The sequence below is a fragment of the Pseudomonas sp. VI4.1 genome (assembly GCF_002029345.1).
GTDB lineage: Bacteria > Pseudomonadota > Gammaproteobacteria > Pseudomonadales > Pseudomonadaceae > Aquipseudomonas.
Map to the genome: position 1 here is coordinate 102,143 of NZ_MULM01000183.1, position 24,478 is coordinate 126,620.

The 24,478-nt window shown below is 61.3% G+C and carries 19 protein-coding genes and 2 pseudogenes; 17 read left to right on the forward strand and 4 right to left on the reverse strand.

Annotated elements, in window-relative coordinates; all coding sequences use genetic code 11:
- The first annotated feature begins 269 nt into the window (after positions 1-269).
- From BZ163_RS31435 to BZ163_RS31445, 3 genes are read left to right on the forward strand one after another with little or no spacing between them, the layout of a single operon-like run.
- Complete coding sequence (locus BZ163_RS31435; protein ID WP_128874169.1) at positions 270-1,211, forward strand: Rieske 2Fe-2S domain-containing protein; 942 nt, start codon at positions 270-272, stop codon at positions 1,209-1,211.
- 17 nt (positions 1,212-1,228) lie between these two features.
- Positions 1,229-2,260 carry an aromatic ring-hydroxylating dioxygenase subunit alpha gene (locus tag BZ163_RS31440; protein WP_128874170.1) on the forward strand — a complete coding sequence of 344 codons (1,032 nt, stop codon included), beginning with the start codon at positions 1,229-1,231 and terminating at the stop codon, positions 2,258-2,260.
- 24 nt (positions 2,261-2,284) lie between these two features.
- Positions 2,285-3,064 carry an SDR family oxidoreductase gene (locus BZ163_RS31445; RefSeq protein ID WP_128874171.1) on the forward strand — a complete coding sequence of 260 codons (780 nt, stop codon included), beginning with the start codon at positions 2,285-2,287 and terminating at the stop codon, positions 3,062-3,064.
- Here BZ163_RS31445 and BZ163_RS31450 read toward each other — a convergent pair.
- Complete coding sequence (locus tag BZ163_RS31450) at positions 3,061-3,507, reverse strand: VOC family protein (RefSeq protein ID WP_256579179.1); 447 nt, start codon at positions 3,505-3,507, stop codon at positions 3,061-3,063. The two genes, BZ163_RS31445 and BZ163_RS31450, sit on opposite strands and share 4 nt — an antisense overlap.
- Before the next feature lie 151 nt (positions 3,508-3,658).
- On the opposite strand from BZ163_RS31450, the gene BZ163_RS36175 reads away from it, so the two are divergent.
- From BZ163_RS36175 to BZ163_RS31475, 6 genes are read left to right on the forward strand one after another with little or no spacing between them, the layout of a single operon-like run.
- Positions 3,659-4,195: a CoA transferase gene (locus BZ163_RS36175; RefSeq protein ID WP_256579180.1), complete on the forward strand. Its 537-nt coding sequence runs from the start codon at positions 3,659-3,661 to the stop codon at positions 4,193-4,195.
- Positions 4,113-5,897, forward strand: a complete 1,785-nt coding sequence (locus tag BZ163_RS31455; RefSeq protein ID WP_256579185.1) for a CaiB/BaiF CoA-transferase family protein — start codon at positions 4,113-4,115, stop codon at positions 5,895-5,897. The genes BZ163_RS36175 and BZ163_RS31455 overlap by 83 nt, the downstream gene beginning before the upstream one ends.
- Before the next feature lie 50 nt (positions 5,898-5,947).
- Positions 5,948-6,685 (forward strand): SDR family NAD(P)-dependent oxidoreductase, encoded by a 738-nt coding sequence (locus BZ163_RS31460; protein ID WP_128874172.1) that lies wholly within the window; start codon positions 5,948-5,950, stop codon positions 6,683-6,685.
- Between the two features lie 24 nt (positions 6,686-6,709).
- Positions 6,710-8,005 (forward strand): acyl-CoA dehydrogenase family protein, encoded by a 1,296-nt coding sequence (locus tag BZ163_RS31465; RefSeq protein ID WP_128874173.1) that lies wholly within the window; start codon positions 6,710-6,712, stop codon positions 8,003-8,005.
- Positions 8,002-9,054, forward strand: a complete 1,053-nt coding sequence (locus tag BZ163_RS31470; RefSeq protein ID WP_128874174.1) for a phosphotransferase family protein — start codon at positions 8,002-8,004, stop codon at positions 9,052-9,054. The genes BZ163_RS31465 and BZ163_RS31470 overlap by 4 nt, the downstream gene beginning before the upstream one ends.
- 36 nt (positions 9,055-9,090) lie before the next feature.
- Positions 9,091-9,846, forward strand: coding sequence for an SDR family NAD(P)-dependent oxidoreductase (locus BZ163_RS31475; RefSeq protein ID WP_128874175.1), 756 nt, complete (start codon positions 9,091-9,093; stop codon positions 9,844-9,846).
- 212 nt (positions 9,847-10,058) lie between these two features.
- On the opposite strand, the gene folE is transcribed toward BZ163_RS31475, so the two are convergent.
- The 3 genes and pseudogenes from folE to BZ163_RS31490 form a co-directional block, all read right to left on the reverse strand.
- On the reverse strand, positions 10,059-10,613 hold the full coding sequence (folE, locus tag BZ163_RS31480; protein WP_128874176.1) for a GTP cyclohydrolase I FolE: 555 nt from the start codon (positions 10,611-10,613) through the stop codon (positions 10,059-10,061).
- On the reverse strand, positions 10,613-11,281 hold the full coding sequence (locus BZ163_RS31485) for a TetR/AcrR family transcriptional regulator (RefSeq protein ID WP_168187425.1): 669 nt from the start codon (positions 11,279-11,281) through the stop codon (positions 10,613-10,615). Before BZ163_RS31485 ends, folE begins: the two co-directional genes overlap by 1 nt.
- A gap of 172 nt (positions 11,282-11,453) precedes the next feature.
- Positions 11,454-15,016, reverse strand: a pseudogene (locus BZ163_RS31490) (indolepyruvate ferredoxin oxidoreductase family protein).
- Positions 15,017-15,401: 385 nt separating this feature from the next.
- On the opposite strand from BZ163_RS31490, the gene BZ163_RS31495 reads away from it, so the two are divergent.
- The 8 genes and pseudogenes from BZ163_RS31495 to BZ163_RS31530 all read left to right on the forward strand — a co-directional run bounded on the left by BZ163_RS31495 (position 15,402) and on the right by BZ163_RS31530 (position 24,431).
- Positions 15,402-17,072, forward strand: a complete 1,671-nt coding sequence (locus BZ163_RS31495; protein WP_128874178.1) for a DUF1302 domain-containing protein — start codon at positions 15,402-15,404, stop codon at positions 17,070-17,072.
- 66 nt (positions 17,073-17,138) lie between these two features.
- Entirely contained in the window at positions 17,139-18,491 is a 1,353-nt protein-coding gene (locus BZ163_RS31500; RefSeq protein WP_128874179.1) for a DUF1329 domain-containing protein, read from the forward strand.
- Between the two features lie 64 nt (positions 18,492-18,555).
- Positions 18,556-19,374, forward strand: coding sequence for an SDR family NAD(P)-dependent oxidoreductase (locus BZ163_RS31505; protein ID WP_128874180.1), 819 nt, complete (start codon positions 18,556-18,558; stop codon positions 19,372-19,374).
- A 33-nt stretch (positions 19,375-19,407) separates the two neighbouring features.
- Positions 19,408-19,842 (forward strand): nuclear transport factor 2 family protein, encoded by a 435-nt coding sequence (locus BZ163_RS31510; RefSeq protein ID WP_128874181.1) that lies wholly within the window; start codon positions 19,408-19,410, stop codon positions 19,840-19,842.
- Between the two features lie 52 nt (positions 19,843-19,894).
- Positions 19,895-21,271, forward strand: a complete 1,377-nt coding sequence (locus BZ163_RS31515) for a phosphotransferase (protein ID WP_128874182.1) — start codon at positions 19,895-19,897, stop codon at positions 21,269-21,271.
- 59 nt (positions 21,272-21,330) lie between these two features.
- Positions 21,331-22,152 carry an SDR family oxidoreductase gene (locus tag BZ163_RS31520; protein WP_128874183.1) on the forward strand — a complete coding sequence of 274 codons (822 nt, stop codon included), beginning with the start codon at positions 21,331-21,333 and terminating at the stop codon, positions 22,150-22,152.
- 11 nt (positions 22,153-22,163) lie between these two features.
- Entirely contained in the window at positions 22,164-23,411 is a 1,248-nt protein-coding gene (locus BZ163_RS31525) for an MFS transporter (RefSeq protein WP_128874184.1), read from the forward strand.
- A gap of 94 nt (positions 23,412-23,505) precedes the next feature.
- Positions 23,506-24,431 (forward strand): annotated as a pseudogene (locus BZ163_RS31530) (zinc-binding alcohol dehydrogenase family protein).
- Positions 24,432-24,478 lie beyond the last annotated feature (47 nt).

Sequence of the window (24,478 nt, forward strand, 5' to 3'; positions counted from 1 at the left end):
AAAATTTGATCGATTTTCACGTATCTGTTCATTTTTTGAGTGGGTTTCAGGTGATCAGCTATGAAACCGATCAACTGTAGGAGCGAGCTTGCTCGCGGTGCTCTTGAGTCCATCGCGGGCAAGCCCGCTCCTACAGGGGGGGTGTCAGTATTTAGACAATAACAAAAAATCTGTATATTTATGATTGCCCTGTCAGCATTGAGACGCTACCGTTAGCCTTGATAACGCTGAACACAGCTGCCCGAAAACAACAACAATGAGGCAAACCGATGACGACCCCTGGCTGGTGGGCCATGGCGCTTTGCGAGGCCGTGAATGATCAAACGCCATTGGCCGTGGCCTTTGGTGGCGAGGAGCTGGTCCTGTTCCGCAACGCCGCCGGCCAGGCTTTTGCACTGGAAGACCGTTGTCCACATCGGCGTGTGCCCCTGGCGCTGGGACGAGTGGTCGAGTCCGGTTTGCAATGCGGTTACCACGGCTGGACCTTTGATGGCGCCAGTGGCGGTTGCACAAAAATTCCCAACCTGCACGCTGATGAGCGAGTTCCGCCGCGCTATGCCGCGCGGGCGTTCGCGGTGCGCGAAGCAAACGGTTTTGTCCATGTCTGGTTGGGTGAGGGCACGCCGCATGGCGAGCTGCCCAGCAGCGATTACCTGCCGATCGGGCGAGAATTTACCGGCTCCACCATCGTCAACATGAGTCATGACCAGTATTTGGCGGCGATGCTCGATGGCCCGGATTGCCTGCTCGGCTTTGCCCATGTGCGCCTCACCGATTTCTTCCTTGGCGATCTGCGCAGCGAGCAGGGCCGCGTCGTGCTGGAGCGCGGCGCGGTCTGGACCACACAATTGCTGCCCTCGCAGTTTGTGGTGGACTATCCCTTGATTGTCCGCACTGCAGTCCCCCTGAGTGGCGGCAGTGTCCGGGTGGATTTGCTCAGCGAGGACGAGTTGCCGCTCATCACTCTGATGATTGCAACCGGGGCTAATCGCCGTGGCACCACCAGCCTGTGCTGGCGAGGTTTTGTGCATGACCGGTTGCCGGTTCATGCACCGTTGCGCTGGCGTTTTGCCCGGACGCGCAAGCAGGCGCCGTTCCAAGTGAAAAACCTGATCGATGGCGTAGCCGTCGCGGCCCTGCTGCAAGCCCCATCCCGCGACCTGCGGGCCATGCGCCGTCCGCATTTGATTGCCGCCAGCGCCGTCGTCTGAGCACAGGAGAACTCACCATGCATGCCGTGCCTTCCTCTACCGACACCCACTCGCGCAAAGTGCGGGGCGACTGGACGCCGATCAACTACGACCTGCACGACACCTGGTTTCCGGTATCCCATAGCCGCGACCTTGGCGCGCGACCGATCCGCCGGATTATCCATGCGCAGACCTTCTACCTGTGGCGGGAAAACGGGCAGCCGGTAGCCGCTGAATTTCACCCCTATCGTCTGCGTGACAAGGCGCCGGTGTTGACTGCGTTTACTGCAGGCACAGGGTTTTATCCGCTGGTTGAGCGTTACGGCTATATCTGGGTCTGGTACGGCAATCCGGACGCTGCCGACAGGCTGTTGCTACCGCATATCCCTTTTCTACCGCAGGACGGCAGCCTTCCCGGCTACACCCAGCGCACCGTGCGTTTTGATGCAACCTCGGCGCTCTCGGTGGAAAACCTGATTGACCTGACCCACGCCGATTTCCTGCACGCCAATACCATCGGCGATGGCATTTCCGAATCAGACGAGGTGGAGGTGCAATGGACATCTGAAACGGTGACCCGCACCCGTACCGTTGCACAAAAGTCAGTGGCGCCGATCATGCGCTGGGTCGGCGGGGTGCGCGCCAAATACCAGGATTTTCGCGCGGTGCTGCACATCCACTTGCGCAGTAATGTGTGCATCTCCTATCCGCGCTTTCGTCCTGGTTATGACGTGCCTAACCTGCAACCGTTCTTGCCGGTGGGCAAGCATCGCTCCCGATGTGACGTCACCTTCAACACCACCGCCGCACCGGTGCCGTTTCGCTATGTGATGCCGCGAATCAATTACATCATCCAGCCCCAGGACAACTCGGTGGTGCGCCCGCAGAATCAACGTTATTTCGACACCGACGAACGTCGTGACCTGCACTCGCGTTTTGATACGCCGGGCACTCGTTATCGCTACCAGATGGAGCAACTGGTCGAACGCCAGCGCGCCGGTCAGTTCGCCTACGGCAGCGATGCTGAACCAGGACGCGATATCAGTGCCTTGTTGGGCATGAACGACTGACGCCTTCACACAAGGAGTACGGCTATGGATCTGGGAATCGGCGGACGCATTGCTGTGGTTTGCGCATCTTCCCGAGGGCTTGGCAAAGCCTGTGCGCTGGCATTGGCCCAGGAGGGCTGCGAGGTGCTGATCAATGGCCGCAATGCCGAGACCCTGGCGCAAACTGCCCAGGAAATACTTCGCAGGACTGGCCGGCTGCCCCGCACGGTGGTGGCCGATCTGTCCACCGCTGCCGGGCGGACGACGTTGCTCGCCGCCTGCCCGGTGGTGGACATTCTGGTGACCAACAACGGCGGCCCGGAGCCGGGTCGTCTGGAGGACTGGGATCACGCGGCCTGGCTGGCTGCCATCGAGGCCAACATGCTCTCGGGCATTCTGCTGATTCAGGCGCTGGTTGGCGGAATGCGCACCCGAGGTTTTGGCCGCATCGTCAATATCACCTCGGCGATGGTCAAGTCGCCACGCTTGCCCTTGGGTTTGTCTACGGCAGCGCGTGCGGGGCTGACCGCTTTTTGCAAAGCCCTGTCAGTCGAGGTGGCGCGGGACAATGTGACCATTAACAACCTGCTCCCGGAACGTATTGAAACCGACCGCCTGCGCTTTATGACCGAGCAGTTGGCCAAGCATCGCCAGCTCAGTGTTGAGCAGGCGCGGGTGGAAATGCTCAAGCCGATAGCCGCGCGCCGATTTGGCCAGCCGAGCGAATTGGCAGCCGCCTGCGCGTTTCTCTGTTCCGCCCAGGCCGGCTATATCACCGGGCAAAATCTGCAGATCGACGGCGGCAGTTACTCCGGCTTGATTTAGCTGCCCCGGCGATCCTTCCAATCGACGGGCGGCACTTCGCTGGGGTCGAAATCAAGCTCCACTTCAACGCCGTTGGGGTCCTGCATGAACAACTGCCAGGTGCGCACATTGCCGGGAGCACGGATCACCTTGAAGCGCACGCCATGCTCCTCCAGGTGCGTCCACATCCTCTGCAAGCCACGGGCGTGGAAGGCCATATGGTCGAGCACGCCACGTCGCGGCTCCGGCATGTGCGATACGCCCACCACGTGCAATACCGGGTGCTCCTGGGCGTAGAGCCAGAACCCGGGAACCGGGAAGGGCGGGCGAGGCCCCTCAGCCAAACCCAGCACCTCAACATAGAAATTCCGGGTCGCCTGCAGTTGGTCAGAGACGATGGTGAAGTGGTCCATGCGCAGGATCATAGCGAGGCCCTTAATCGGCTGATTTGAACGAATTTTCAAGTATTGTTCATGTTAAGACTTATGATTCTATATTCGGAATACTAATCTATCTATGGAATATTGTATCGATGGCTTAAGGTGAAGCACTGGATTCGTTCTGCAGCTTCGCTGCAGAGCGCTATAAGCAGAACAAGACATTCGCAGGTGCTAAATGAGCCAGGCAATCCTCGAAGGTATTCGCGTCATCAGCCTGTGTTCCGGCATTGCCGGTTCAGCAGCCGGCTTGCAACTGCGCGAGGCCGGCGCCGAAGTGGTGATGGTTGAACCGCCCGGCAACCCTGCCAGAGATCAACAGGCACTGTTTTCGGTGCTTAACCGTGGCAAGCGCAGTGTCGTCCTCAACCTGGAAAACGCGGTAGACCGTCAGCAGTTGCAGTTGCTGCTGGCCAGCGCCGATGTACTGCTGCACGACTACACGCCTGCGGTATCGCAGGCCCATGGTCTGGCGGACGCGCAGCTCGCTGCAGACTTCCCTCGATTGGTGATCTCGGCGATCGGCGGCTGGCCGCAACGGCTATGCACTGGCGAATGCCATCCCCCGGGAAACGTTGATCCTGGCGCGCCTAGGCCTGTTGGACGAGCAGCCGGCGCATCGCCCCGGCCCGGTGTTTGTGCGCATGCCATTTGCCAATTGGCTGGCCTGCTGGCTGTGTGTGGTCGGGGTGATGGCGCGGTTACTGGCGCGTGACCGTGATGGCTGCGGCGGCATCGCTCATACCAGCCTGGCCCAGGCGGCGTTAGTGCCAATGACCATGCATTGGAACCGCGCGCAAACGCCGACGCCGGCCTTTGCCAAAGGTCTGGATAAACACATTCCTATTCCGCTGCACCAATGTGCGGATGGCCGCTGGTTGCATGTGCACTATTCGCCGGATAAATCACCATGGATGGCCGCAGCGCTCAGTGAGTTCGGCCAAACCGAAGTGACCCGTTTGAACGCACTGTGGCCGCCGAGCCATGTGGCCCCAAACTTCGGAGCCAACAAGGCCGTTATCGCCACACGGTCGGCACAGGACTGGGTCGAGCATTTCTGGCAGCACGATGTTGCCGCGCAAATTGCCGCGCCCTTCGGCGAGATCTACTTCGACGAGCAAGCCCGCCTGAATGGCTACGTGGTTGAAGTCGACGATGTGCAGTTGGGCAAGACCCTGCAACCAGGCCCGGCCTGGCAGGTGCAGCCACCCGCGCAAGTGGGCGGCAGTGCACCTCGGGCCGGTGAAGGGAACGCGGAACTGACAGCCGCCGATGCCGTGATCCCGCTGCAACCGCGCAGCTCGAACCCGGCGCCTTTGCCGCCGCTGCACGGTCTGAAAGTGCTGGACCTGGGCGCCTACCTGGCCGGGCCGTTTGCCTGCATGTTGCTGGCGGACCTGGGGGCAGAAGTCATTAAGGTCGAGGCGCCCAAGGGCGATGCCATGCGCCGCCTGGAGCGGATTTTCAGTGGTACCCAGCGCGGCAAGTTGGGGGTAGCGCTGCAGTTGGGCGATCTGCAAACCGAGCCCGTGGTCGAGGCGTTGGCACGTTGGGCCGATGTGGTGCACCACAACATGCGACTGCCGGCCGCACGCAAACTCAAGGTCGACTACGAGAGCCTCAAGGCACTGAACCCGCAACTGGTGTATTGCCACGTCAGCGCCTACGGGCCAACCGGCCCGCGCGCGGATTGGCCAGGCTTTGACCAACTGATGCAAGCCTCCTGCGGCTGGGAGATGGAGCAGGGCGGCGAAGGTCAGGCGCCGATGTGGCTGCGCTTCGGCGTGGGTGATTTCTTTGCTGGGTTGTCCTCGCTCTATGCGTTGCTGCTGGGATTGTACGAGCGTAACCGCAGTGGCGTCGGGCAAATGGTCAGCTCCTCATTGTTGGGCGCTACCTTGCTGTCGATGAGCGAAGCGGTGGTGCTGGAGGACGGCAGCCTTACGCCAATCGAGCACATGGATGCGCAACAGACTGGCCTGAGTGATGCGCACCGCTTGTATCAGTGCAGTGATGCCTGGCTGGTGGTGGCAGCACTGCAGCCTGATGAGGTGCAGCGTTTCAAGGCGCTGGTGGGTGATCATCCCGACACCTGGTTTGCAGGTCTTGCCCGGCAAGCGGCGCTCGCCGCATTGGCTGCCGCGCAAGTGCCTGCGCAGGCTGTGCTGGAGGCGCAGATGGATGCCTTTCTCGACAGCCCCGAGCACGCCGCCGCAGGTCTGCACGCCCACTATTCCCATGCCGTGTACGGCGACCTGCAACAGATCGGCGCGTTCTGGGATTTCGGCAACTTGCCGTTATCGCTGCAGCGCCCACCGCCCGCCCTCGGCCAACATACCCGGCAAGTATTGGAAGCGCTCGGCTGTACCCATAGCGAGCTTGAACGCTTGGCCTCGGCAGGTCTGGTGGCGCTGTAAACGCGTACCGATGGCCCGGCAGCATTCTTCGACAAGCACAAGGAATACCCATGTACGAGTTGGATTTCAGCGGCAAAACCGTGCTGGTGATCGGCGGTTCCAGTGGCATCGGCAATGGCATTGCGCAGAACTTTCGCCAGCGCGGTGCCGAGGTGCATGTCTGGGGCACGCGAGCCTCGGCGGCGGCTTATCACGATTCACCCGACTCTAACCTTCAAGGCTTGCATTATGCCCAGGTCGACGTCGCGGATGCGGCGCAGATCGAAGCGGTCAGTGTGCCATTCACCCGCCTGGATGTGTTGGTGCAGGCGCAAGGCACGGTGCTCTACGACCGTCAGGAATTCCTCACCCAGGGCTTCAAGCACGTCATCGACGTCAACCTCACCAGCCTGATGGTGTGTGCGCAGAAATTTCATCCGCTGCTGATGGAAGCCAAGGGTTCGATGATCACGGTCAGTTCGGCAGCCGCGTTCCACTCCACCCGTGGCAACCCTGCGTACAACGCCTCGAAAACCGGCGCTTTCGGGCTGACGCGTACCCTGGCCGAAGCCTGGGCCCGTGACGGTATCCGGGTCAACGGCATTGCCCCGGGGCTGGTGGAAACCAAGCTGACACGGGTAACCACCAGCAACCCTAAACGCCTCGAAGGCGCGTTGCGCGCCATTCCTCAAGGGCGCCTGGGCACCCCTCAGGACATGGCGAATGTGGCGATGTTTCTTGCTTCGCCGCTGGCCAGCTATGTGCTCGGCCAAACCCTGTTGGTCGACGGCGGCATGCTGCTGGCCTGATCGCTATTTGCTAGGAGAAACACCATGGCCTGGGACTTTCAGACCGACCCCGAGATTCAAGTGGAACTGGATTGGATCGAGCAGTTTGTGCGTGAGGAAGTCGAGCCCCTCGATCACGTATTGGGCAGCCCGTGGAATATCCACGACCCGTTGTTCATAAAGCTTGTGAAACCGTTGCAAGCGCGGGTGAAGGCACGCAAGTTATGGGCGTGTCACCTGGGGCCGGAACTGGGCGGGGCAGGGTATGGCCAGGTGCGCCTGGCATTGATCAATGAAATTCTCGGCCGCTCGCTGTTCGGCCCGATTGTGTTTGGCTGCCAGGCACCGGACTCCGGTAACGGTGAAATCCTCGCCCATTACGGCACGCCGGCGCAGAAGCAGCGCTACCTGCAACCCTTGCTGGACGGCGATATCGTGTCTTGCTTCGCCATGACCGAACCGCAAGGTGGCGCGGACCCTGCGGTCTTCACCACCGAAGCAGTGCGTGATGGCGATGACTGGCTGCTGAGCGGCGAAAAATGGTTTGCCTCCAATGCCCGCTATGCAGCGTTCTATATCGTGATGGCGGTCACCGATAAAAGCGTCTCGGTGTATGAAGGCATGTCGATGTTTATCGTCGCCGCCGACGCTCCCGGGGTGAGCATTATCCGTAACGTCGGTATCGCCGATGACCCGGCCGCCACCCATGCTTATCTGTCGTTCGACAAGGTGCGAGTACCGGCTAGCGACATGCTCGGCGCGCCCGGCCAGGCGTTTGTCGTGGCCCAGGTGCGTCTGGGGGGCGGTCGCGTGCACCATGCCATGCGGGTGATTGGCCAGGCGCAGAAAGCCCTTGATGCACTCTGTGAACGGTCCCTGTCGCGCAGTACTCAGGGCAGCCGCCTGGCGGACAAGCAGATGATCCAGGAAAAAATTGCCGACTCATGGATCGAGCTCGAGCAATTTCGCTTGCTGGTGATGCGCACGGCGTGGCGCATCGACCAGTATCAGGACTACAAACGGGTGCGCAAAGATATCGCCGCGGTGAAGGCCGCCATGCCCAAGGTGTTGCATGACATCGCCGCACGCGCCCTGCATGTGCATGGTTCGCTGGGGATCAGCGAAGAAATGCCGTTTACCGGCTACATCGTCCGCTCCTTCCAAATGGGACTGGCCGACGGGCCGACCGAGGTGCACAAGGTCACGGTCGCGAAACAACTGCTACGCGACTATCAACCCTGCAACCAATTGTTCCCCGATTACCACCGGCCCACCGCAGCGGCCCGTGCCCGGGAAAAATACGCCGACGTGCTGGCCAGCCTCGGCGAGCGCGACGCATGAACGACTGGCAGGATCTGATCGACCTGGAGCGCCTGGCCGACTGGATGGACACCCAAGGCCTGGAAAGCGGCCCCATCGAGGCAGCGGTACGTTTGACCGGAGGCACACAGAATCTGTTGCTGCGCTTTCGGCGAGGCGCGCGTGAATTCGTGTTGCGTCGGCCTTCCCGGGAACTGCGCGAAGTCGGCGGTAAAACCATTGCCCGTGAAGCGCGTTTGCTCAAGGCACTGGCCGAATCGCAGGTGCCCCATGCCGGTTTGATCGCCGACTGTGCTGACCAGGCCGTTCTGGGTGCCAGCTTCTACTTGATGGAACCGGTACAAGGGTTCAATCCCAATTGCGCCGCAGGATTGCCAGCACCCCATGCTGAACAGCCGGCGCTGCGCAGGCGCATGGGCCTCGCCATGGTAGATGCGCTATTGCGCCTGGGTGAAATTGACTACCAGTCGGTGGGGCTGGCGGACTTTGGCCGGCCGGAGGGTTTTCATCAGCGCCAGGTCTCACGTTGGCTGGCGCAATTGGACAGCGTCAAAGACTACCCCGGTTGGCCGGGCGCGAGCGGCCTGCCAGAACTGGAACGCTTGGCCGACTGGCTGAGCGATCATTGCCCGCAGCAGTTTCAGGCCGGTATCCAACATGGCGACTTTCACCTGTCCAACGTCATGTTCCGGCATGACTGCGGCGAGCTGGCCGCGGTAGTCGATTGGGAACTGGCGACCATCGGTGATCCGTTGCTCGATCTGGCCTGGCTGGTAGTCACCTGGCCCGGTGCCGACGGTCGTGGTGCCGGCACCATCGAAGTGCATCCCTGGGACGGCTTTTGCAGCAGCGATGAATTGGTTGCCCATTACCGCGCCGGCAGCTCGCGCTCGTTGGCGGACTTCACCTGGTACCTGGTATTGGCCGGCTTCAAGCTCGGCATCTTTCTCGAAGTCAGTCATGCCCGTGCCTGTGCCGGTAAAGCCTCCATGGTCACGGGTGAAAAACACCATGCCTCAGCACTGCGCCTGTTCACTGCGGCGTTGCAGCGCATCGATCAAGCAGCCTGAAAACCCCTGATAAATCCAAGACAAGAGGAACAGCCCATGCAACTGGCCGCTAAACGAATCATCGTCACGGGAGGCGCCAGGGGTATCGGCGCAGCAGTGGTCAAGGCGTTTGTGGAGGAGGGCGCCTACGTCGTCAGCCTCGACCTGGGTGAAGCCGCTTCGATAACGGCTGACGGTGGCGGTTGGGCGCACACGCGAGTCTGCGACATCGCTGACAGCCAATCGGTGGACGCGGCCTTTGCCTGGGCCAACGAACAGCTCAACGGTCTGGATGTGCTGGTCCATGCCGCGGGCATCGCGCCAAACGCCAGCGCCGATAGCATCACGCTGGACGAGTGGGAAAAGGTCTTTGCGGTGAATACCCGCGGCACCTTCCTGACCAACCGCGCGGCCTATGAACTGCTGAAGGGCAGCGGTGGACGGATCATCAACTTCGCCTCTGCGGCCGGTGTACTCGGGCAGCCTGGCAAAGCCCATTACGCCGCCAGCAAGGGTGCCGTGCTGGCCTGGACGCGTACGGTGGCGCGGGAGTGGGGTCCATTGGGCATAACCGTCAACGCCATTGCTCCGGCGATGTGGACACCGATGTACGAAGCCACCCGCGCGAGTATGAGCGCCGAACAATTGCAGCAGCACGATGCGTACATGGCCGGGCAAGTGCCCATCGGCGGACGGCTGGGAGAACCTGCCCGCGACCTGGCGCCCGTGCTGGTGTTTCTTGCCGGCGACGGTTCGCGATTTGTCACCGGACAAACGTTGATGATTGATGGCGGGATGCTGATGCTCAGTTAAGTTGTCTGCCGCGTGCCTGAATGTAGGCGCTCGATCTTTTAGTGGTGTCTGATCTGACGCTTTCGCGAGCAGGCTCGCTCCCACATTGGATTGAGGGTGCCCACCTGTTTTGTGTTCACTGAAGATCCACTGTGGGAGCGAGACCGGCTTGCCGGCGAAAGCGGCCTGACAGCTGACCTGGATGTTCGACTTCGCCGAACGGCGCTACGCGCTCACCCCCGGATCAACTGCAAGAACTCCTGGCGGGTGTTGTACGACTCGCGGAAGGCGCCGAGCATCACCGAAGTGCTCATCACCGAGTTTTGCTTTTCCACGCCGCGCATCATCATGCACATGTGTTTTGCCTCGATCACCACCGCCACCCCGGTGGCATCGGTCACCTGTGCAATCCCGTCGGCAATCTGCCGTGTCAGGTTCTCCTGAATCTGCAAGCGGCGGGCGAACATATCGACAATGCGCGCAACCTTCGACAGCCCCAGCACCTTACCGGTGGGTATGTAGGCAACATGCGCCTTGCCAATAAACGGCAGCAGATGGTGTTCGCACAGCGAGTACAGCTCAATGTCCCGGACGATGACCATCTCATCGTTGTCCGATTCGAACAGCGCGCCGTTGACAATCTGTTCGAGGCTTTGCTGATAGCCGTGACACAAGTACTGCATGGCTTTCGCCGCGCGCTTTGGCGTGTCCATCAACCCTTCGCGTTCTGGATCTTCACCCACGCCACGGAGAATTGCCCGGTAGTTTTTCGCCAGTTCTTCATTCATCAGTCGACCTTGTTGTTATGGGTGAAAAAGTGGGTCCGCTCTGCCTGCACCTTACTCGACCCGCTCAACACCAGGCTACTGAACAGCGCCGCCAGATTTTCCAACGGCGGCCGCCCCCCATTCGGATAACCGGCCCCCACGCCATCGAGCAATACCTGCATGCCCAGCGCTATCCGGGTGCGCTCGCTGGCCGGCAAGGCACAACGGCCGAGGATATATTCCAGATGCCGGACGCGGGCGTTGCGTAGCCGCTCGATATTGTCCCGTTGCTCCAGGCTGAGGCTGTGAAACTCCAGGCGGACGAGAGTGTGGCGCTGATCATGCAGGCAGTTGAATTGCAGGTGCATACGAACATAGGTTTCCAGTTGCAGCAGGCCGTCCGCCTGTCGCGGCACTTCCGTTTGCAGCAGCTCCCGCAAATCGTTTTCATGTTCTTCGATCAGCTCGAACAGCAGCGCCTGTTTGCTTTCGATGTGGTTGTACAGCGAGCCCGCCTGCACAGGCAGCACCGCTGCCAACTGACGCAGGCTGACACCCTGAAACCCATGCTCAGCAAACAACTCCAGTGCCATCTGGCGCAGCAATTGCCGGGTTCCCACATCGCCGTCCGGCACGCCCAGCCAGGGTAGCTGCGAAAAGGTGGCCGGTGTTGAGCGGGCGCCAATCATTGGCGTTCCAACAGCAGGGCCACACCGATGGCAGTGCGGGTGGTGGCGACTTTGACGACTGCTTGCATGCTGAGCTCCATTTTCCAATAGGCGGCGTGGTGCCTTTCCTGGTCGCGACGCCCACCTGGCAGAACATTGTGCACCCGGGCGCTGCAGCGCAGGGTGTCGGTGCTTAGAGTTGGGTAACGGCGATTTTTCCTGAGGTCTGGCTGGCATCGTGAAACGAGGCACTCGGACCCTTGCGCCATTGCTCCAGCAATTGCGCCTGGCGCTGTTCGGCGTGGCTGAGGAAGCGTTCCTTGACCGGACCATAACCGCGAACGCTGTCAGGTAACTCCGCCAGCTCCTGAGCCAGGCTCAGCTTGTCGGCGGTCAAGCCAGTCAGCACTTCGTCGAGGACGCTTTCGTAGTTGGCCAACCAGTTGCGTTCCACCTTGCGCTCGTGAGTGCGGCCGAACGGATCGAGCCAGGTGTTGCGCAGGAACTTGAGCCTGGCCAGCAGTTTGAAGCCTTGCAGCATCCACGGGCCGAAGCTGCGCTTTTTCGGCTCGGCGCCGCTACCGTTATCGTTCAGCAGCGGTGGTGCCAGGTGAAAGCGCAGGCGGTAGTCGCCTTCGAAGCCAGCCTGGATTTTTTCCAGGAATTGGCCATCGGTGAACAGGCGGGCCACTTCGTATTCATCCTTGATCGCCAGCACTTTGAAGTAGTAACGGGCGACGCTTGCCGACAACTTGCCCGGTTGCCCGAGCAGTGCCGTTTCCGCCTTCATGAACTGCTCGACCCGTTGCCGGTAACGTTGGGCATACGCCTTGTTCTGGTACGCCGTGAGAAATGTCATGCGTCGTTGCAGTGTTTCTTCCAGGCTTTGCGACAGCAGGCGGTCTGCGTTCTGCACTTTGCCTGCTTCGAGTTTGCGCAACACCCGCGGCAAGTCTTCAGCACTGCGCCGGCCCCAGGCAAAGGCCGAGAGGTTGAAGGGCACCGCAGTGCCATTCAGTTCGATTGCCTGTAGCAGCGCCGCTTCGCCCACCGGCAACCAGCCTTTCTGGTAGGCGTAGCCGAGCATGAAGGTGTTGGTGGCAATCGAATCGCCCATCAATGCCGTGGCGATTTTGCTCGCGTCGACAAAGTCGGCCTGGGCATGGCCAACCGCTTCGGCGATTTGCGCCGACATGTTTTGGGTCTGGAATATCGGGTCCGGGTGTTTCAGCAAATCACCGCTTTCCGCCTGTTGGGCGAAGGTGCGCACAAAGGCGCTGGTGATGCTTTCTTCGCTGTTGATCAGCGCATGAGTAACGCCCTGGCGCAGCTTGGACAGGGTTTCGGTGTTGGCACTGACCACCAGGTCGCAGCCTAGCAGCAGCGCCGCTTCACCTTCGGCAATGCGGGGAGCGAACAGCTGATCCTGGTGCGCGGCAATGCGGATGTGCGACCACACCGCGCCACCTTTTTGCGCCATGCCGGCCATGTCCAGGTTGAGTGTGCCTTTGCCTTCGATAAACGCCGCCATCCCGAGCAAGGCGCCGATGGTCACCACGCCGGTACCCCCCACGCCAGTCACCAGAATGCTGTACGGCTCATCCAGCGCAACGGTTGAAGGCGTAGGCAACGCCCATACCTCATCCGCCTTGGCTGCCAGCGCTTTGGGTTTGCGCAAGGAACCCCCTTCGACCGTGACGAAACTCGGGCAAAAGCCGTTGAGGCAGGTGAAATCCTTGTTGCAGGAGGACTGGTCGATTTCCCGCTTGCGGCCGTACTCGGTTTCCACTGCCACCACTGACATGCAGTTGGATTTGCTGCTGCAATCGCCGCAACCTTCACACACCGCTTCGTTGATCACTACCCGGCGTGCCGGGTCCGGGAACTTGCCGCGTTTGCGACGTCGACGTTTTTCTGCGGCGCAGGTCTGGTCATAGATGATTGCAGACACACCCTGGAATTGGCGCAACTGCTCCTGCACTTCGTCCATCTGGTCACGACGCAGCACCGGCACGCCGTCTGCCAGATCCTGGATATGCTGGTATTTCTCGACATCTTCGCTGACCACCACCACACGCTGCACGCCTTCGGCAGCGAGCTGCCGGCTGATTTGCGCCACGCTGAGGCTGCGTCCACCGGTTGTCCGCCGGTCATGGCCACGGCATCGTTGTAGAGAATCTTGTAGGTGATCTGCACCTTGGCGGCGATGGCGGCCCGGATCGCGAGAATGCCGGAGTGGAAATAGGTGCCGTCACCCAGGTTGGCGAACACATGTTGTGTGGTAGTGAAGGGCGCCTGGCCGATCCAGGCTACGCCTTCGCCGCCCATCTGGCTGAAGGTCTGGGTTTGCGGGTAGATCCATGCCGCCATGTAGTGGCAACCAATGCCGGCCAGCGCTCGACTGCCCTTCGGGACTTTGGTCGAGCTGTTGTGCGGGCAACCGGAGCAGTAGTGGGGCACGCGTTCCATCAGGTTGCTGAACTGGTCCTTGCCGGCCAGTTGCGCATCCAGCACGGCCAGGCGCACTTGCAGCGGGCCGTTTTGATGCAGGCGCAAAATCCGCTTGGCCAACGCCCGGGCGATCATCGCCGGGGTCAGGTCGTTGATGGCCGGCAGTAACCAGCCTGTGTGCGGCAGGCTCCACTCGCCCTTGTCGTCGAACTTGCCGACGATGCGCGGGCGTACGTCTTCGCGCCAGTTGTAGAGTTCTTCCTTCAACTGGTACTCGATCATGTGGCGTTTCTCTTCCACCACCACGATTTCTTCCAGGCCCTCGGCAAACTGCCGCACACCTTCAGCCTCCAGCGGCCAGACCATGCCGACCTTGTACACGCGCAGGCCGATCTGTTGGGCGAGGGTGTCGTCGATACCGAGGATTTTCAGGGCCTGGCACACGTCGAGATAGGATTTTCCGGAAGTGATGATGCCGATCCGCGCGTTCGCCGAATCCATCACGACCCGGTCGAGGCGGTTGGCTCGGGCGTAGGCGAGGGCGGCGTACAGCTTGTGTTCCAGCAGGCGCTGTTCCTGTGCCAGGGGCGGGTCTGGCCAACGGATGTTCAAGCCGCCTTCGGGCAGCGGGATATCGGGAATGATCGGCTGTACGCGATGAATGTCGATGTCGACGACGGCCGCGCTCTCCACGGTATCGGCCACCGCCTTGAGGGCGACCCAGCAGCCGGAATAGCGCGACATGGCCCAGCCATGCATGCCGTAGTCGAGGTATTCCTGCACCCCCGAGGGCGCCAGCACGGGCATCATGACCGCTTTGAAAATGTGCTCGGTCTGGTGCGGCAGCGAGGAGGAACGGGCGCCATGGTCATCGCCGGCAATGGCCAGCACACCGCCGAATTGCGAGGTGCCGGCGGCGTTGGCGTGGCGGAACACATCGCCGCAGCGGTCGACGCCCGGGCCCTTGCCGTACCACATGCCAAACACGCCATCGTAGGTGGCGCCTTCGAAGAGATTGACCTGTTGCGTACCCCAGATCGAGGTGGCGGCGAGGTCTTCGTTCATGCCTGGGTGGAACACCGTGTGGTGCTCCTTGAGATAGTCGCGCGCCTTCCACAATGCCTGGTCGAAGCCACCCAGCGGCGAGCCACGGTACCCGGAAATAAACCCGGCTGTATTCAGACCATTGGCCAGGTCGCGTTGGCGCTGCATCAGCGGCAGACGCACCAGCGCCTGAATACCGGTGAGCAAAACTTTTCCAGTGTGCTGGACGTATTTGTCATCCAGGGACGGGACCGCACTCATGTTTCATCCTCCAGGCTTTATTGTCTTGGCGGCGCCAGGAGAGCGGCGTTGCCTAGTTATTGGCTGGAGTCTAGGGAGTGGGTTTGCCATCGTAAAATCACAAAAACGACGGGTCGGTATTGGTTATTCAAATACCGTTCAATCGTCGATCTGTCATTGTTTTCACAGCAGGTGCCTAACACGCCATCAGTTGGGCCAAGTGATCTCGTGCATTTGGCCAATACCAAAATGCATTTGAGCAATGCTCCCAATCGTTGTGCCCGAACCGCCCCGTCCCGTCTACTTCAGGCCATACCGAAGGCCGTCGAGCCAGCGCTTATTGCGCGGCCCCAAACGGCCCACCGCCTCGGCTGCCAATAACAACAAGAATGTAATGGGAGTGTTGATGATCCACGCAAAGCTAAAGCCGTTAAGCCTGGCTGTCTGGTTCAGCGTGACCGGGTGTGCCTTGACCGTTGGCGATATTCAGGCCGCCGAGTTCGACACCGGCAATCCCGACCTGACTGCGCGTTGGGACAACACCGTGCGCTACAACCTCGGCGTGCGTGCCGAGGGGCGTGACTCCGCGTTGGCCAACAACGCCAGCTACGACGAGTCCGATGCCAAGTTTGATCGGGGGGATGTGGTCACCAATCGCGTCGATCTGATGAGCGAAATGGAGGTTGCCTACAAGCAGTACAACGGCTTTCGCATCAGCGGCGCGGCCTGGTACGACCAGGCGTATGCAGACACCGATGTCGAAACCAGCCCTGGCACTGTCTACTACCCCGGCGCCTTTCCCGGTACCAGCACGCCGAGCTACACCAACGGCCGGTACTCCAGCTTCACCAAGCGCTACCACCGCGGCCCCAGCGGCGAGTTGCTGGACGCCTTCGCGTTTACCCGCTTCGATCTCGGCGATATTCCGGTCAGCGTGCGTGCCGGCCGGCACACCGTTTACTGGGGCAATGGCCTGCTGATTGCCGGGCATGCGGTGTCCTACTCGCAAGCACCGCTGGACGGGCGCAAGGCCGTGAGCAACCCCGGTACCGAGACACGCGAAATCTTCCTGCCGCTGACGCAGCTTTCCACCCAGGCGCAGGTCACCGACAAGCTTTCGGTGGCGGCGCAATATTTCTTCGAATGGGACACCACTCGCGCACCTGAAGGCGGCACCTATCTGGCCTCTGCCGACGTCGCCCTGGAAGGGCCGGACCGCTTGCCGCTGTTCAGTGGTGTCTCGCGGCCATTGATCGACCCGGTCAAACCCAAGGACAGGGGCAACTGGGGCGTGATGGGCACCTACAGCTTCGACTTCCTGCACTCGGAGGTCAGCGCGTTCTATCGCGAGTTCGATGACTACAACCCGTGGGGCCTGCAAGTGGCGCCGACCTTCGCCCGTTACGTTTACGCCGAGAACGTCAAGCTCTATGGCCTGGGTTACTCCGCAGGCCCAGTACTGGGTGGCGGCTCCCTCGGTGTAGACCTGTCCTATCGCCAGAATACCTCGCTGGTCTCCAGCAACATCAGCACCACCGACAACCAGGGCGCCCGGGGTGACACCTGGCACATGGTGGTCAATGGCCTGTGGCTGCTGCCGCGCACCGATTACTTCGACACCGGAAGCCTGATCACCGAAATGGCGTTCAGTCACGTGGAACGGGTGACCAAGCACGAGGAGCTGTTCAAGGGTGAAGGCTACGGCGGCTGCCCGGCGGGGCAGGACAAGCACTACGGCTGCGCCACCAAGAACTATGTCGGCCTCGCCGTCAGCTTCGCGCCGCAATGGCTCGGGGTGTTCCCCGGCTGGAATATTTCCACTCCCATGAGTGTGGATTACGGCGTGAACGGCAATGCCGCAACGGGCGGTGGCAACGAAGGCAAATACACCTGGAAGGCCGGCGTCAAGGGCACTTACGACGAGCGCGTCGACGTGACCCTGTCGTACATCGGCTACGGCAGCGAACGCAAATACGGGGATGTCGCCGGCGTCGGAAAAACCGTTGTCGGTGGTACCGGCGACGTCGGCCTGACCGACCGTAACTGGGTCTCCCTGACCCTCAGCACAGCGTTCTGAACCGCCCCTGAACTGCACTGCAGTGATCACCGGACTCGGCGATCACCCATCTGAATGGAGAACGTTATGACAGTTAATTCATACGCGATAGGCCTGCTGGCCATCGCCCTGGCGGGGGCGGCCGTGGCCGATGAGGGCGCTACCACCGCCGACCTGGGCGGCAAGCTCACGACCTTTGGTGCGATTGTAGCGGGCAACGCGGCAGGCACTATTCCGGCGTACGACGGCGGTCTGAAAGTGCCTGCCGGCCTGGTGCCCGGCGACGGCAACTGGCCCAACCCGTTCGCCAATGAAAAACCACGTTTGCGGATTACGGCGGCCAATGCCGATCAGTACGCCGACCAACTGGCAGCCGGGCAGCTGCAATTGCTCAAGCAGAATCCCGACACCTATTACCTTGAGGTGTACCCGACACATCGGACGGCGACCTTTCCGGCCAATTTTCTGGCAGCCACCCAGCGCAACGCCAGTCGCAAGGACTGCAAAACCGAGAACGATGGCCTGTCGATCAGCGAAGGCTGCCGTGGCGGCCTGCCATTCCCGCTGCCGCGAGATGGTCGGGAATTGATGTGGAACTACATCCTCAACTACCAGGGCGTGAATGGCTGGGACTGGAACCACAGTGCCTATGTGGTCAATGAGGGCCACGCGACGCTGACCAACACCAACCGTTCCACCGGCGAAAAACCTTTTTATCAAATGGATGTCCCCGGGCGTGATCCGAAAATTGCCCAACGTATCTGGTCGCGCATCGTCGCGCCGGCCCGTACGGCCGGGCAGGCATCGGGGTACTGGGATTACCTCGACCCGGTCGCCGACTCCCGATATGCCTGGAGCTACAGCACCGGCCAGCGCCGTGTGCGCAAGGCTCCGGAGTTCAACTATGACACCCCCAACTCGGCGTTCGGCGGGGTGGCGTTCTACGACGAAATCTTCCTCTTCTCCGGGAAGATGGACCGCTTCGACTGGAAGCTGGTGGGCAAGAAGGAAATGTTCATCCCCTACAGCAACTACACGCTGAAATGGGGTTGCGACATGGACAAGAAACTCATGCCAAAACACATCAACCCCGCCTGTGAGCGCTGGGAGCTGCACCGTGTCTGGGTGGTGGAGGCGACCCGCAAGGACGGCGTGCGCCACGCGCAGAAAAAACGTCGCTACTACATCGACGAAGACACCTTCGGCGCTGCTGTCTACGACGCCTGGGACGACAGCGGCGCGCTGTTCCGCACCGGCTCGCAGTACAACATCCAGGCCTATGGCATTCCCAACAACCCGCAACAGGATTCCTATTCGTTGTACGACTTCACCCGTGACCAGTACGGCATGTTCGGCAACGGCCCGACTCGCTACCGCCAGGATCCGGTCGCCGAGCGTGAAGCCAATCCGCAGACCATAGCCGGTGGCCAGACCCGCTGACCTCACGCTCCTTTTCGGCGTTCGCCACGGGCGCCGATTTTTTTATCCGTCCCGAGACCCCTTTATGAACGAGATTGTGCAACGTTTAGCCGGCAAAGTCTGCGTGATCACCGGCGCTGGCAGTGGCATTGGCCGTGCCTCGGCACTGCGCTTCGCCAAGGAAGGCGCCACGGTGGTGGTCACCGACCTCTTCGCCGAATCGGCGCAGGCTGTGGCAGCGGAGATCGGCGTCAACGCACTGGCATTGCAAGTGGATGTCGGCGATGAAAACGCCTTGCGGCAGATGGTTGAGCAGACCGTCCAGTCCTTCGGCCGTATCGACGTGCTGTTCAACAATGCCGTGTACCGGAACCCGGCCACCACCCGCGATATCGACTTCATCAATTTCAACACCGAGCTGTTCCACAACTGCATGCGTGTCAACGTGCTGGGCGGTGTGTTGGCGTGCAAGTACGCCTTGCCGCACATGCTCGCCCAGGGCAGCGGCTCGATTCTGTTCACCTCGTCCACCAGCTCGATTGCCGGTGAAGTTTCCCAGTTCAGCTACGGCGCTTCCAAGGCTGCGCTCAACTGGTACGTGCAAAGCATTGCCGCCACCTTTGGCAAACGCGGCATTCGTTGCAACGGCATTTTGCCGGGGGTCATTCGCACGCCGGCCATGGAGAGCTGGGCCAATGAGGCGATGAAGGCCGCTTTTCTCGAGCTGCAAAACGTACCGCAACTGGGCGAGCCGGAAGACATCGCCGCCATGGCCGCGTTCCTCGCCAGCGATGACGCCGCATACGTCAACGGCACGCTGATGCGCGTGGACGGCGGCATGAGCTGCGGCACGCCGATGGTGCCGGTGGTGCGCAACTTCCTGCTGCCCCAGGCCTCGGTCTGATCCCGATCCATTCACCGCACTGGAGCCCGTTTCATGGCACTCGAACAGGAAGCGCTTCATCCTCGACATGCAGGCCGCTGGGGCGATGGCAGCGACGGCAGCCGCCCCGATATCGAACGCATCATGGCCACCTTCGCCGACGACGCCGTCTGGCAACTGTGGGTGCCCGGTGGCCCGGTGATCCGCGGGCGCGACGCGTTGCGCCGCGAAATCGAGCGGCAAATGAGTTATGTCACGCATAACCGCTGCACCACGCGCCACATCGTCTCTTCCGAGCGTGTGGTGATGACCGAACGCGACGATTACTGCGTCAGCAACGGTGTTCCCATGCCGCACTCGATGGTGGCGGTGTATGAGCTGGACGAACACGGGCTCATCTGTGCCTGGCGCGAGTACCTGGACACCGCCGACCTGGCGAAGAAAAAGGGCGTACCGCTGGAGCACGTCGGCGGCCCGACGCTGGTGTGACCAGCACCCATTGATTGCGGCGCTGATCATCAGCGCCTGAGGAAGACCCTGCATGTCAACAACAACGCCAACAACCATAAATGCGCCCCGTGATCCGGTCGAAGAAAAGCTGCGGACCTTTGTCGAAGGGCTGCTGGGCGGGAAAATCACGGCCATGCAACGCCTGCTGCGCTGGCGCCCGGCGTGGAACCTTGAACTGCAGCGCGAGGGCGAAACCCTTCAATTGCACATTCGTGGCGAGCGCGGCGGTGATGTCAGTCCATTCCCGGATCTGCGCCGGGAGGCGGATATTCTTACCTTGCTCGGTCAGCAAGGCGTGCCGGTCCCGCGTATCCACGGCTTTTGCGAAGACCCTCAAGCGATCGTGATGCAGCTGGTGCCGGGTAGTCGCGACGTCAGCACGGCGAAGAATGACGTTGAACGCCATGACGTCGCACGCCAATGGGTCGACGCCATGGCGCGTATGCACCAGCTGCCGTTGCAACCCTTTATCGAGCAGGGAATTCACCTGCCGGCCAGTGCCGAGGACATTACCCTGGCAGGCCTGGAAGCGTATTACCCGCTGTATGCGCGCAATAAATCCAAGCCTCAGCCGCTGGCAGAGTTCGCCCTCGGCTGGTTGCGTCGCAACGTGCCACAGCACCGTACCCGGCCTGCTTTCGTTCAGTACGACTCGGGACAGTTCCTGTTCGAGAACGGCCAGGTCCATGGCCTCTACGATTTCGAGTTCGCCATGATCGGCGATCCCCTGGCCGACCTGGCGTCGGCGCGCATGCGCGACAACTACGAGCCGCTCGGGGACAGTTTCGCGGCGCTGTATCGCTACTACCAGCAAGTGACCGGCGAACCGGCGGACCCCGATGTGGTGCGTTACCACACCGCACTGTTTGCCACCGTCAGCACGATGCAGTTCTCGGCGTCGGTGGCCGCGCCACAACCGGGCGATCCCCATGACACCTATACCGAGTTCGACATCGCCCTGCGTCGGGTGGTGGTGCATGCGTTGGCCGAAGCCATGGGGGTGCCTCTGCAAACGCCGACACTGGACATGGCCAGCAGCGGCCCGAATGCACAGCTGCTGACCATGCTCGCCGATGCCTTGGCGCAGGTGGAGGTCGGCAGTGACTTCCAGAAAACCAAGCTGCGCGCAGTGAGCAAGCTGGTGGAGTACCTGGGCCGTGGCGATGCCATGGAATTGCGCTTGCGCGAGCTGGAACAACAGGAGGCGCAAGTGCTGCTCGACCGCACCTTCAGTGACTACAGCGAGATTGATGCAGCGCTGGAAGCCTTTGTCAAAAGCGCCGGGCCTGAATACGACGAACCCTTGCTGCGTCTATTCATGGCGCACATCGAGCGGCGCGTCCTGGTTTATGGCAGCACCGCCATCGGCGCCTCCGCCAGCCACATCGACCTGCCGCCAGTCGTCTGACGCGGTGAAACCTTCCTCGCCCGGTGGCTGGCCGCCGGGCCCTTGTTTTCGGAGTGTTTATGTCTGTTCCTGATAATGCCTTCCAGCATCGGTATGGCCCTTGGGCAGTGATTGCCGGTGCCTCCCATGGCGTGGGCGCCGCATTTGCCCATCAACTGGCCGAGCGTGGCCTGCACTGCGTGCTGGTGGCTCGCCGTGGCGAGGTCATGGCGCAATTGAAAAGCGAATTGGAGGATCGTTATGCCGTTGAGGTGCTGGTGGTGACCCAGGACCTTTCTCATCCCGATGCCTGTGAGCGATTGCTGGCGACGGTCGGTGAACGGCAAGTCGGCCTGTTTATCTACAACGCGGGCGGCGATCCTTACATCACACGTTTCCTCGATACCTCGGTCGAAGACTGGGGCGCCTTGCTGCGCCTTAATTGCTTGACCGTGATGCAATGCAGCCACGCCTTTGGTGCCGCGATGCTCGAGCGCGGGCAGGGCGGCTTGCTGCTGGTGGGTTCCCAGGCTGCCTTGGGGGGCATTCGCAAACTGGCCATGTACACCGCCACCAAGGGGTTTGCGCTGAACCTTGGCGAGTCGTTATGGGCGGAGTGGAAAGACCGTGGCGTCGATGTGCTCAACCTGCTCATCGGCACCGTCGACACACCCACCATGCGCGATGCCATGGTCAAGCTGAACATTCCCGACGCCCTGACCATGACCTTGCCCAAGGCTGAAGACCTGGCACTGCTGGCGCTTGCGGAGCTGGGCAATGGCCCGACGCTGATTCATCCCGAAGACACCCTGGTCCAGGACGTGAATGCACCTCGCGCGGCACGGCGTGCCCATGTGCTGGGCAAGAGCGCGGAAGCGGCTGTGTTTATCGGTAACGACTGAGGTCACATACCATGAAAGGCTTTGATAACGCAGAATTCAAACGCGGTTGGCGAGTGCTGATTCTGGCGCTCGTCGGCGTTGCCACCAGTTCCAGTTCGTTGCTGCTGTACAGCTTCAGCTCCATGGTGATTCCCCTGGAACAGGCCATGGGCTGGGGCAGGGCGGAATTGCAGGCGGCGATCACCGCACTCTCGCTGGGCACCATCGTCGCGTCGCAATTGGCCGGCTGGCTCAACTTGCGATATGGCCTGCGCCTGGTCACGTTGCTGTCGCTGCTGGCACTGTCCCTGAGTGTCTTCACCCTGACCTGTATCAATGGCTCGATCTGGACCCTCTACCTGGGGTTTTTCCTGGTGCCGCTGGCGGGGCTGGGTACGTTGCAGGTGACCTGGTCGCACCTGGTCAACTTGTGGTTCGAGGAAAACCGTGGCCTGGCGCTGGCGATCATCCTCAGCGGCTCCGGGCTGGCGGCGATCATGCTGCCGCTGATCACCGCCTGGGCGATCAGCCGGTGGAATTGGCAGGCAGGTTTCCTCGCGCTGGGCGTGTTGCCGGTATTACTGGCGCTGCCCTTGGCATTACGCTGGTTATTGCCGACGGCTGATGCCAGCCACCAAACAGCGACGCTCCCGACCACCAGCGGACAAGCCGGCGGGCTGCTGCTGCGGGAGGCGCTGCGTTCGTGGCGGTTCTGGGTGTGCAACCTGTCGATGACATTGGTGGTGTCCTGCGTGGTGGGCATGGTCACCAATATCGTGCCGTTGCTGCAGGACCGAGGCCTGAGCGCCCTGCAGGCCAGTCAGATTTTCGCCAGTTTTGGCGTGTCGCTGATTCTTGGCCGGCTGCTGGTGGGCTACCTGATCGACCGGTTGTGGGCGCCCGGTGTCGCCTCTCTGGCGCTGCTGATGCCGGCATTTGCCTGCGGCATCTTTGCCTATGGGGATTCCAGTATTGCCCTGTACACCCTCGCCACGTTGCTGGTGGGGGTGGGTGCGGGTGCCGAGTTCGATATCGCTGCATTCCTGATCGCCCGTTACTTCGGCATGCGCGACTACGGCCGCTTGTTTGGCGCGCACCTGGGTTTGATTACCGCGGGTGCCGCGATCTCACCGTTACTGTTCGCGGGGTTGTTCAAGCTCACCGGCGGCTACTCGGCCATGCTGCTGTTCAGTTTTATCTGCTTTGTCGTCGGTCCCTTACTACTCCTGACGCTGGGTGGGTATCCGCGTTATCAGCCGGTGACATTGGCGGCCAGTTAGACAGATTGCTTAAGTAAATATAGACAAATAACAGAAAAATGTTCAATTATCGTTGAAAGTGCAGCCTGACAATAAAACAGACAAGGAGAATGCCATGCGTGCAGCAATCATTTCCGAGCGTAATGCGCCGCCGGTAGTCGGCGAGTTTCGTGAGCCGCAACCGCAGGACGGCGCAGTACTGATCGATGTCGATACCGCTGGCCTGGGGGGCTGGGATGTACTCGGTGCGTACCGTCTCGGTGTCGAATACCCCTGTGTGATTCGCGGCGAAGGTGTGGGCCGTGCGCCGGATGGTCGCCGGGTGTACTTCGGCGAGCGCTCGGTGTTGCCGTTTGGTGCCTGGGCAGAACGCACCCTGGTGCCGCAAGCCGAAGTGTGGAATGTGCCGGACGACGTCGACGATAAAACCGCAATCAGCATGGGCATCGCCGCTACCGGTGCCATCGTCCCGCTGGAAAAGGCAGCGATTCAAAAGGGTGAAAAGGTCCTGATTCTGGGCGCCACCGGCACCCTCGGCCAGATCGCCCTGCAACTGGCGCGCGGCATGGGTGCGGGCAAGGTGGTCGGTGCTGCGCGGTCGGGCGAAGCACTGGGCCGTTTGAAGTCGCGAGGCCTCGCCGATGAAGTGGTGACTTGGGTGGCAGCGATGATGTCGCGGCCCTCAAGGACGCAGCCGATGGCGGATTTGATGTGGTGCTCGACCTCGTGTGCGGCCAACCCATGTTGACGTCCCTCAAAGCCACCAACTGGGGCGCGCGGATCATGACCATTGGCACGGGCGCCGGCCGCCAGCTCAATCTGGATATTGCCGATCTGTTGTTCCGCAACCTGTCGTGCATCGGCACTGGCCAGCGCCCGCCCGCAGACCGTGAGCAGATCTGGCTGCGTCTGCTGAAGATCGCCAAGGAGCAGCAGATTCAGGTGGATTATCTGGATTTCACCCTCGATCAGGCGGCTGAAGCCTGGGCCGCGCAGGTCAATGGGCCACACGCCAAAATCACCGCCACGATTCGTCGTTAAAGCCCTGAGGCGACCAGCTCTTTGTAGGAGCGAGCTTGCTCGCGATG